General features: G+C 54.4%; 11 protein-coding genes. 2 read left to right on the top strand and 9 right to left on the bottom strand.

Translation table 11 applies throughout. The features are described from left to right. Window positions 1-63 precede the first annotated feature (63 nt). Window positions 64-1,395: a deoxyguanosinetriphosphate triphosphohydrolase gene (locus HZU72_RS23265; protein WP_180096317.1), complete on the top strand. Its 1,332-nt coding sequence runs from the start codon at window positions 64-66 to the stop codon at window positions 1,393-1,395. A gap of 11 nt (window positions 1,396-1,406) precedes the next feature. On the opposite strand, the gene HZU72_RS23270 is transcribed toward HZU72_RS23265, so the two are convergent. The 3 genes from HZU72_RS23270 to HZU72_RS23280 form a co-directional block, all read right to left on the bottom strand. Beyond that, window positions 1,407-2,315: a nuclease-related domain-containing protein gene (locus tag HZU72_RS23270; RefSeq protein ID WP_180096319.1), complete on the bottom strand. Its 909-nt coding sequence runs from the start codon at window positions 2,313-2,315 to the stop codon at window positions 1,407-1,409. A 69-nt stretch (window positions 2,316-2,384) separates the two neighbouring features. Next, window positions 2,385-2,759, bottom strand: coding sequence for a translation initiation factor Sui1 (locus HZU72_RS23275; RefSeq protein WP_180096321.1), 375 nt, complete (start codon window positions 2,757-2,759; stop codon window positions 2,385-2,387). Window positions 2,760-2,761: 2 nt separating this feature from the next. Continuing rightward, window positions 2,762-3,460 carry an HAD family hydrolase gene (locus tag HZU72_RS23280; protein WP_180096323.1) on the bottom strand — a complete coding sequence of 233 codons (699 nt, stop codon included), beginning with the start codon at window positions 3,458-3,460 and terminating at the stop codon, window positions 2,762-2,764. 285 nt (window positions 3,461-3,745) lie between these two features. Between HZU72_RS23280 and HZU72_RS23285 the strand changes: the two genes are divergently transcribed. Beyond that, window positions 3,746-4,177, top strand: a complete 432-nt coding sequence (locus HZU72_RS23285) for a hypothetical protein (RefSeq protein WP_180096325.1) — start codon at window positions 3,746-3,748, stop codon at window positions 4,175-4,177. Between the two features lie 16 nt (window positions 4,178-4,193). Here the strand turns inward: HZU72_RS23285 and HZU72_RS23290 are convergent, their stop codons facing one another. The 6 genes from HZU72_RS23290 to HZU72_RS23315 all read right to left on the bottom strand — a co-directional run bounded on the left by HZU72_RS23290 (window position 4,194) and on the right by HZU72_RS23315 (window position 9,317). Then, entirely contained in the window at window positions 4,194-4,544 is a 351-nt protein-coding gene (locus tag HZU72_RS23290; protein WP_180096326.1) for a hypothetical protein, read from the bottom strand. A gap of 149 nt (window positions 4,545-4,693) precedes the next feature. Then, window positions 4,694-5,758: a class II fructose-bisphosphate aldolase gene (gene fba / locus HZU72_RS23295; protein ID WP_180096327.1), complete on the bottom strand. Its 1,065-nt coding sequence runs from the start codon at window positions 5,756-5,758 to the stop codon at window positions 4,694-4,696. 106 nt (window positions 5,759-5,864) lie between these two features. Continuing rightward, the gene (locus tag HZU72_RS23300; protein ID WP_180096328.1) at window positions 5,865-7,046 is read right to left on the bottom strand and encodes a phosphoglycerate kinase; all 1,182 of its coding nucleotides are present in this window, start codon (window positions 7,044-7,046) and stop codon (window positions 5,865-5,867) included. A 73-nt stretch (window positions 7,047-7,119) separates the two neighbouring features. Beyond that, entirely contained in the window at window positions 7,120-8,157 is a 1,038-nt protein-coding gene (locus HZU72_RS23305; RefSeq protein WP_180096329.1) for a type I glyceraldehyde-3-phosphate dehydrogenase, read from the bottom strand. A gap of 91 nt (window positions 8,158-8,248) precedes the next feature. Further along, the gene (locus tag HZU72_RS23310) at window positions 8,249-8,974 is read right to left on the bottom strand and encodes an LrgB family protein (RefSeq protein WP_009288691.1); all 726 of its coding nucleotides are present in this window, start codon (window positions 8,972-8,974) and stop codon (window positions 8,249-8,251) included. Further along, window positions 8,964-9,317 carry a CidA/LrgA family protein gene (locus HZU72_RS23315; protein WP_180096330.1) on the bottom strand — a complete coding sequence of 118 codons (354 nt, stop codon included), beginning with the start codon at window positions 9,315-9,317 and terminating at the stop codon, window positions 8,964-8,966. Before HZU72_RS23315 ends, HZU72_RS23310 begins: the two co-directional genes overlap by 11 nt. Window positions 9,318-9,389: the final 72 nt, after the last annotated feature.

Consider the following 9,389-nt stretch of genomic DNA (forward strand, 5'->3'; position numbering starts at 1 on the left):
CTCACCATAACGTGCGGTTTTCCGGCGTTTTATGTCAGAATGCACTCCTCAGGAGGAATGCCCATGACTCAGATGCGCTGGGAACAGCTACTTTCCCCACGTCGTCTTCACGACCAACGCTCAACAAGTACTCGTGAAATTGGTCGCAGCCCGTTTCATAAAGATCACGACCGAATTGTTTTCTCTGGTTCGTTTAGGCGCCTTGGGCGCAAGACCCAGGTGCATCCGTTAACCGAAAACGATCATATCCATACTCGCCTAACCCACTCGCTAGAAGTTGGCTGTGTAGGTCGTTCCTTGGGTATGATTGTGGGCGAGCTATTACATGATCGTTTGCCAGCGTGGATAACGCCCGCGGATCTTGGCGTCATTGTGCAGACGGCTTGCCTGGGGCATGACATTGGTAATCCCCCTTTTGGTCATGCCGGTGAGTATGCTATTCGCGACTGGTTTCAGCGTGCTCAGAGCAGCGGCCTGTTAGAGGATCTTTCAGATGCTGAGCGCGAGGATCTGCTGACCTACGAAGGTAACGCTCAAGGTTTTCGGGTAATTACCCAGATCGAATATAACCAGTTTAATGGCGGTATGCGGCTTTCTGCGGCCACTTTGGGTGCGCTGCTTAAATACCCTTGGACGGTTCGTTACAGCGGGCGTGCAGGCAAGTTTGGCGCATATCAGTCAGAGCAGGCGCTGCTAAAAGAAGTGGCTGAAGCGGTGGGGTTATTGCCTCAGGGCGAGCAGCGCTGGTGTCGCCACCCTTTGGCCTGGCTTGTCGAAGCTGCTGATGATATCTGTTACGCCCTGTTGGATCTGGAAGACGGTTTAGAAATGGGCATCTTACGCTATGAAGAGGTTGTCGAGATACTGCGCCAAATTGCCGGGGAGTTTCCGCCCGAGTATGCCGATATGCAAGCCCGAAACGTATCCCAGCGGCGTCGCATTGCGCTTCTTCGGGGGGCTGCCATGGAGCGTGCGGTTAATGATGTCGGCGCGGTGTTTGTGCAGCATGAGCAGGCCCTGCTGAGTGGCTCGCTCAGTGATGACCTATTAGAGCTGTGTCACCCTGACTTGGGGTGGGGCGTTCAAGCGGCGAAGCAGTTGGCTCGAGAGCGTATTTTCCAGAATGAGCGTAAGGCAAAGCTGGAGATTGGCGCCTATACGACACTGGGTATTCTGTTGGAAGCCTTTATTGGCGCTGCACACGAGCTTCACCACACAGGGCATTCATCATTTAAACACCAGCGTGTACTGGCCCTGATAGGTGAAAACACGCCCCTGCCATCTTGGTCACTCTACGATAGCTATCGGCGAATGCTGGACTTTATCGGTGGGATGACAGACCACTACGCGGTGGATCTAGCCCAGGAGATGGGCGGCCGACTGCGCGGTGATTGAGTACTGTTTAATTAAACCGAAGGTTGGCTCAGGTGCTTCAACTCCATCAACTGAGCGCGCTCAAGCAGCACATTAATGACCTTGTCATGGATGGCATCGTTGAGTGGGCCTGGGGTCAGCTCGGTCAGCTGCTTAGCGAGCGTGTCCCCGCTTACCACTAGAATATCTGGAGCGGCTTCGCTGTTGTCTATTTTCCAACCCGGCAGCACCAATACTCCCCGTACCGGGACGGGCACGCCGCAGCGCCGCTCTAACCAGTGAGTCAGCCAGCTAACCCCTTGGCGAGTCTTATGCAGTGGCCGACGCTCTTGCCAATGGGGAAAGCGCAACCGCTCGCGCTCCACAGCGACTGTATTGAGCTCATTGCCATCGGTGCCGATAGCGAGTGTTCTGGCACGTGTCTCAACCACAAATACGCCATGGGGCGTGACTACGACGTGATCGATCGTGAAGCTATCGGTGGGCACATCATGAAACACATAATAAGGGTGTGCATCAGGGCGGACTAAGCGCTCCAGCTCTTGGCCAACGGCGAGTTCACAGGCTAAGCCTAACTTTAGCCGTCGGATACGCTGATAGTCGCGTACCAGCAATAATGAAAAAGTCAGTACCAGTAACGTACTAAGTAGCCCATACAGCGCCCACTCAACCCAATCCTGTTTATCCACAAACAACATACGGCCCATTCCGTAAACTAGCGGGGCGAGGCTGATAATGGGCCCTAATGCACCGTTTAAAAAAAGGCTGGAAAACGCTTGGTCAAGGCGGTGCCGTAGCGCTTGGCCCGGCTCATGAAGGGGGGCGTTGAATGGAGAGTGGACGCGAGCATCGTGCAGGCTGCGCAGCGCGAGGACAATACTTGCCATTGCCGCCATGGGAAATAAAAAAATCAGGGGTAGCACGTATTCCAGCCAAGCCATTGCAGTGCCTTGCTCTATAGCGACTTACCCAATGGTAAGTCCCGATGGTAAGTTATAGTGGCGTAGAGGCTAACCTCCAGCGAGTTTAACCTGGTAGCCAAGGGCGCTTAACGCCTGATGCAGGGTGTCGCGGTGGTCGCCTTGAATTTCAATAATACCCTCTTTAACTGCTCCACCCGTTCCACACCGTTTTTTAAGTGTCTTGGCTAACGTTTTAAGCTCTTCGCTAGGCAGAGGAATGCCACTGACGGTGGTCACGCCTTTACCTTTACGACCACTCGTTTCGCGGCGAATGCGTACTACGCCATCAAGCGCCGCTAGCCGCTGCTGTTCACTCAGATCATCGCAGTGGCAGTCATTGAGTGGCTCTCGGCAAGTGGGGCAGGTTTTGCCATGTTCGGTGGAGTAAACCAGCCCACCTAGCTGGTCTCGTAAAGAGGCCATTTTTATCCTCCAATTGAGTGTTGGGGCACGGGGAGTTGCCAATACTCACGGGTGAGTCGCTCCACTACAGCGGGTAGCTGATACATATTACTGATCATGATAGCGTTTTCAGGTGTTGTCTCGGCATCCGGGAAACGGTTTAAGTGGATCACCGTCATTCCCGCCTGAAGCGCCGCGCGTACGCCTACTAAGGCATCGTCTATGGCAATGCAGTCATGCGCTGAATAGCCCATGATACTCGCTGCATGTAGATGTAAACAGGGTTCGGGTTTCCAGCAATTAGCGGTATAGCCACTGAAAAAACGTTTACCGAAGTAGTGGCTGAGCCCTGTCGCTTCCAAAGCCGTACGAATTTTGCTTTCAGGCCCATTAGAAACCACTGCACTGGGATAAGCCGCCAGAGTATCCAGCGCTTCTTGGGCGCCGGGGATGGTGGTCAACTCCTGTGCAAGCCGGGTGGCTAGATTGGCCCGCATAGAGACTTCCATGCGGTCAAGCTGGTCAGGGTCAACGTTACCGTAGCGTTGTTGCAGTTCAGCAACGATGCGTCGAAAGCGCGCTCCACGAAATTCGCCAAGATAATCAGTAGACGCAAACGGCAGGCCTACTGAATTGAGCCCGGCAGTCATCTCTTCAGCCAGTAGCGGCTCGCTATCGACAAGAGTGCCATCACAGTCAAACAGCAAAAGTGGGAGCGGCATTGTGGTTCCTTGCAGCGGCTTATGCACTGCCAGTGTTAGTTGAAGCCATCCATACTGCTATTGAACGGGATTTTACGTCATTTGTGAACACTGTTTTGTTATTTTTTACTTGCCTGAACGTGACTCTTGAGCCAGCTTAAATGGCTACACTCATTTTGCTGGCTACTGTTGCAGGCCATCTGCGTCAGCAGACGCAGTAGTACAAGCGTTGGAAATGGCTCATCTGCGCTGAAGAGATAGTGGGGATACACTATTCTTTCATAATCACAACATGGAGAACGCCTAATGCGATTAACCCCTTGGTTTCTACCCTTTGCACTTAGCGCTGCCTTATTAACAACTACTGGCTATGTGTTTGCTGATAATCATGCGTCTGAAAGTGAACAGCACGAACCTCTAGATGATGAAGCGCTTGAAGAGGAGTACGGTATTAAAGCGGGATCAGTAAAGCGTGATGAAGATGAAGGCGCTTCTTCTAGCGATTCCGAAGGCGCTGATGAGCAGGCACGCGTCCGTGAAGAAGAAGAGGAGGAAGAGAAAAACGAAGAAGTAGCTACCAGCGAGGGCGAGGCTGACGTCGAGTTAGAATCTGGTGAGAGTGAAGAGCGAAACCCAGAGGCTGGCACGGGCGGCACTGGTAGTCCCGACGATGCTATTCACAGTAGCGAAGAAGAGAATAGCGAAGATGACGAGGATGGCACCGACGATAATGAATAACGTCAGTGCCTAAACGTTACTTGACGAGTCGGCGCGAGTTAGCGCTACTACGTTGATGGTAAGGCTTCATAGTGCGCTGGCTGGTCACCCACCAGGGGATTTGCTTGCCGCTCATTGAGTTGAGCAGCGCTTTTTGCATGACGAGGCCAGCTTCCATGCTGGCCTCGAGTTTTTCGGTGACCATGCGTTGATTTTCTTGCATCATTTTGGGGCTGAAAAAAGGCTGTGTTTGCCATAAATGATTTCGCATAGTGATCGTCGACAAAGACGTTGACCATAGCTCAAAGGCCATGATGCCGACTTTCCATATATCGAACATCGCTATCGGGGTAGTGGGCATTAGGGGAAGGAAAGTTGTGGATTTCATCAGCGTTGTGGCCTCCTTGCTGGAACACGAGATGTCGTGGCCTCATCTCCAGTGTTAGCGCATCAATGCTGCATTGCAACATCTATTTAATTAACCACAAAAAAGACGACCGGTTGGTCGTCTTTTTCGAAAGGGCGCTAATTACACGCTTATTTTACCTTGGGCGCCAGTTCGCCGCGCTCATAGCGCAGGAACATCTCTTCCAAGCTGATCGGCTTAATCTTACTGGCATTGCCGGCCGTACCAAAGGCTTCGTAGCGGGCGATACATAGATCGCGCATCGCGGTAACGGTCTCTTTCAAGAACTTACGCGGGTCGAATTCTGACGGGTTCTCAGCCAGGAAGCGACGTACTGCACCGGTAGATGCCAAGCGCAGGTCGGTATCGATATTGACCTTGCGCACGCCGTGCTTAATGCCCTCAACGATCTCTGCGACGGGCACGCCGTACGTTTCGGGGATCTCGCCGCCGTGCTGGTTAATCACTTCCAGCCACTCCTGGGGAACAGAAGAAGAGCCGTGCATGACCAGATGAGTATCCGGAATACGCGCGTGGATCTCTTTAATACGCTGGATGGAGAGCGTGTCGCCGGTAGGCGGCTTAGTGAACTTGTAAGCGCCGTGGCTGGTGCCAATGGCAATCGCCAGTGCGTCCACGTGTGTCGCTTTTACAAACTCGGCAGCTTCTTCCGGGTCGGTCAGTAACTGCTCCATATCCAGCTTGCCTTCCGCGCCGATACCGTCTTCTTCACCGGCCATGCCGGTTTCCAGGCTGCCCAGGCAGCCCAACTCGCCTTCGACGGAAACGCCACAGGCGTGAGCCATTTCCACCGCGCGCCGAGTAACGTTGACGTTATAGTCGTAGTCGGTTGGCGTTTTGCCATCTTCACCCAGCGAGCCATCCATCATCACCGAGGAGAAGCCGAGCTGAATAGAACGCTGGCAGACCGCAGGGCTTGTCCCGTGATCCTGGTGCATGACCACAGGGATATGCGGAAACTCTTCGACGGCCGCCAAAATCAGATGGCGCAGGAAGGGCGCACCCGCGTACTTACGTGCACCGGCAGAGGCTTGCACGATGACCGGCGAATCGGTGGCATCAGCGGCTTCCATAATGGCGCGCATCTGCTCAAGGTTGTTGACGTTGAACGCCGGAATGCCGTAGCCATATTCGGCGGCGTGGTCAAGCATCTGGCGCATGCTGATCAAAGCCATGAAGTTACCTTATCTATGTTGTAAAGACTGGGTTGTCAAAATTGGGTTTAAAGACTGAGCTACCAGTTTGAACGATGGTGAGTGTTCAGATTCAAGTCGTGTAATGTTAACCGCGTTTGGCGGCGGCTTCGAGTGCAGCAACGGCAGGCAATTGCTTGCCTTCGACATACTCAAGAAAGGCACCGCCGCCGGTTGAAATGTACGAAACGCGATCCGCAATGGCATATTTATCAATGGCCGCTAAGGTATCGCCGCCACCGGCAATAGAGAAACCTGCGCTATCAGCGATAGCCTGGGCGATTACCTGGGTACCTTTACCGAACTGATCGATTTCAAAGACGCCAACAGGCCCATTCCATAAAATAGTGCCTGCATCCTTGAGCATGCTGGCCAAGTGTGCAGCGGTGTCTGGGCCAATATCCAGAATCATCTCGTTATCAGCCACCTGATCGACCGGCTTGACAACGGCCTTGGCTGACTCAGAAAACTCGGTGGCAACGACAACATCGGTAGGAAGTGGAATCGAGACCTTCTCCATCAGCGCTTTGGCTTGGCCCACTAAATCAGCCTCATGGAGTGATTTGCCGACATTGTATCCCGCCGCGGCAATAAAGGTGTTGGCGATACCGCCGCCGACAATCAGTTGATCACATTTATCAGCCAGCGCGGTGAGGACATCCAGCTTGGTAGAGACCTTCGAGCCGCCGACGATGGCTGCCATGGGCCGAGTCGGGTGTGCCAGCGCTTTCTCAAGTGCATCAAGTTCCTGGGCAAGTAAAGGCCCAGCACACGCGCTGGGGGCAAAGCGCGCCACGCCATGGGTAGAGGCTTGGGCACGGTGGGCGGTGCCAAACGCATCCATCACAAAGATATCGCACAGCGCGGCGTACTGTTTCGCCAGCTGTTCATCGTCTTTTTTCTCGCCGCTGTTAAAGCGCACGTTCTCTAGCAGTACGACGTCGCCGTTGGCGAGATCCAGCGTTTCGCCGACCGTTTCATCGAGATAGGCTTTGATCAGCGGCACTGGGCGGCCTAATAGTTCGCTCAAGTGTTCAGCCACTGGCGCGAGGGAAAACTCATCGGCGGGTTCACCTTCGGTGGGGCGCCCTAAATGGCTCATCAACATCACCTTCGCGCCAGCCTTTACAGCGGCTTGAATGGTCGGCAGTGCGGCACGCAGGCGGGCGTCGCTGGAGACGCGGCCATGTTTGATAGGCACATTCAAATCTTCACGAATCAGCACGCGTTGTCCTTCCAGGGGAAGGTCAGTCATCTTTTTTACATTCATGGAAGCGGTTTCCTCGTGTGTAGGCCGTGGAACTAAATATAAACAGCTAACGTAAACAACTAATGCCAACAGGCTACGTCTCTGCCGAAAGTCTGGCCAGTCGCTGGCTAATATCGAGCATACGGTTAGCGAACCCCCACTCATTGTCGAACCAGCAAAGCAGCTTGATAAGGCGCTTGCCAGCTACCCGGGTCTGGGTAGCATCCAGGATGCCTGAGCGAGGGTCGTGATTAAAATCAACCGACGCCATGGGCGCTTCAGTATAGCCAAGCACGCCCTTTAAGCGCTGCTGAGTGGCGGCCAGTAGCAGGTTATTTACATCGTCGCGGTGGGTGTCGCGGCTGACGGTGAGCGCTACGTCCATGGCAGAGACATTGATAGTGGGAACTCGTACGTGCAGGCACTCAAAGCGGCCCGCAAGATTGGGCATCAAGCGGCTAATACCCAGCGCCAAGCCGGTGTCCACCGGCACAATAGAGTGCATTGCCGAGCGGGTCAGACGCAGGTCGGTCTGGTGGTAAGCATCGATCACCGGCTGGTCATTCATCGCCGAGTGAATCGTCGTAGTGACACCGTGCTCAAGGCCGAGAGCTTCATCCAGAACGGTCAACAGCGGCACCAGGCAGTTGGTGGTGCAAGAAGCGGCAGAAAGTACGCGCTGGGAAAGCGCTAGTTCGCCTTCATTAATGCCCCACACAATGGTGGCATCGACATCATTTTCCGCTGGTTGGGAAAACAACAGCCGCTTAGCGCCTGCCGCTAAGTGCAGCTCAGCGGTGGCGCGATCTTTAAAGCTCCCTGAGCACTCCAACACCAGATCCACATCAAGCGCCTGCCAGGGTAACTTGTGTGGCTCTTGTTCGCAGAGTACCTGGATGCGCTGGCCGTTGACGATAAGGTACTGACCGTCGTTATCGACGTCACCGGGAAAGCGGCCATGGGTGGTGTCGTAACGGGTTAGATAGGTGATGGTCGCGAGATCAGAGAGTTCATTAATGGCGACCACTTCAAGTTCGGGGTGTCGCCGCTCGACGAGCGCCCGCAACACGCATTGGCCAATGCGTCCATAACCGTTAATGGCGATGCGATACCTGGGAGCAGAATTAGCCATGCAGAAGGGTGGCTCTTAAAAGTGAATCAACAATAATCGAAATAGGCTAGAACTCGTTGCGATGATAACGTATTTCCGCGGACGATTCTTATCAACTGCCCATGCTTATTAATCGCCAGGCGAGTGGCAGCAGCACTGCGGTGAAAATACCGGTAAGGCTCATGCCCAGTGATGCAAAAGCCCCGGCGGTGGGGCTGATCTCAAACGCTCTTACTGTGCCAATGGCATGGCCGTTAAGCCCCAGGGCGAAACCGATCAAGCGCTCGTCGTCAATATGCAGCCAACGCGCAGCGAGGCTGACACAGGGAATCGTGATCACCCCGGTGACCAGCAGCGCGCCCAACAGCAGGGCTACTGTACCACCAAGCTGTTCCGTAATGCCGATAGCGATAGGCGCGGTTACCGATTTAGCGGCAATGGAAGCGAGTATGGTGTCCGAGCTGCCCAGTAACCAAGCAATTGCCAGTGAGTAGCAAGCCGCCAGCGTCGCTGCTATGGGTAAACAAATCGCCAGCGGTCGCCACAGCTCAACGATCCGCGGCAACTGTTGATAAAGCGGCATCCCCAGCGCCACCGTGGCTGGCCCCAACAGCACCGTTAGCCATGTGGCACCCTGCTGATAGGTAGCGTAAGGCAGCCCTATCAGCGCTAACGCCCCCGCCAGTAGCAGCGCCGCGATCAAAATAGCGGGGAGCCAAGAAGGGCGCTTTAAACGCTGGAACAGCGCACTACCAAGCAAATAAGCGGCGAGTGTTAACCCCACCGCAAATAGCGGGGTGGTGGTTAATAGAGTGAGCAGCGGTGTATCAGCGGACATTCGGTCGCCCGATTAGTCGCTTGAGCAGCCACAGCGTGGTTACCACGCTGAATAACGTGCCGAGTACTAACGCGATAAGGATAGCCGTCCACTGCCCGGCCAGCTCACCGATGATGAAAAATACCCCAACAACGCCGGGCATAATCAGCATGGCAAGTAGCGCAATGAGTGGCTGTGCGGCAGCGGCAATGCTAGTAGGGACACGGCCACGAACAGCGAGCGTAGCGCAGAGCAGCAGCATGCCGATGACGCCTGACGAGATCGGCAAAGCGGTGAAGTGGATTACCACTTCACCGATAAGCCAGTAGCTAATCAGCCATAGAAAGCCACTGAGTGCTGGCATGGCTTAGCCGAGTAGTTCGTTGGCTTGCTTGACCACATTGCCGACGGTAAAGCCGAAGTGTTTGAACAGATC

It is taken from the genome of Vreelandella sedimenti (assembly GCF_013416325.1).
Lineage (GTDB): Bacteria > Pseudomonadota > Gammaproteobacteria > Pseudomonadales > Halomonadaceae > Vreelandella > Vreelandella sedimenti.

Coding starts and splice junctions, on each gene's coding strand:
- HZU72_RS23265 (WP_180096317.1), top strand. CDS start 64: ATGACTCAGATGCGCTGGGAACAGCTACTTTCCCCACGTCGTCTTCAC.
- HZU72_RS23270 (WP_180096319.1), bottom strand. CDS start 2,315: ATGGCTTGGCTGGAATACGTGCTACCCCTGATTTTTTTATTTCCCATG.
- HZU72_RS23275 (WP_180096321.1), bottom strand. CDS start 2,759: ATGGCCTCTTTACGAGACCAGCTAGGTGGGCTGGTTTACTCCACCGAA.
- HZU72_RS23280 (WP_180096323.1), bottom strand. CDS start 3,460: ATGCCGCTCCCACTTTTGCTGTTTGACTGTGATGGCACTCTTGTCGAT.
- HZU72_RS23285 (WP_180096325.1), top strand. CDS start 3,746: ATGCGATTAACCCCTTGGTTTCTACCCTTTGCACTTAGCGCTGCCTTA.
- HZU72_RS23290 (WP_180096326.1), bottom strand. CDS start 4,544: ATGAAATCCACAACTTTCCTTCCCCTAATGCCCACTACCCCGATAGCG.
- fba (WP_180096327.1), bottom strand. CDS start 5,758: ATGGCTTTGATCAGCATGCGCCAGATGCTTGACCACGCCGCCGAATAT.
- HZU72_RS23300 (WP_180096328.1), bottom strand. CDS start 7,046: ATGAATGTAAAAAAGATGACTGACCTTCCCCTGGAAGGACAACGCGTG.
- HZU72_RS23305 (WP_180096329.1), bottom strand. CDS start 8,157: ATGGCTAATTCTGCTCCCAGGTATCGCATCGCCATTAACGGTTATGGA.
- HZU72_RS23310 (WP_009288691.1), bottom strand. CDS start 8,974: ATGTCCGCTGATACACCGCTGCTCACTCTATTAACCACCACCCCGCTA.
- HZU72_RS23315 (WP_180096330.1), bottom strand. CDS start 9,317: ATGCCAGCACTCAGTGGCTTTCTATGGCTGATTAGCTACTGGCTTATC.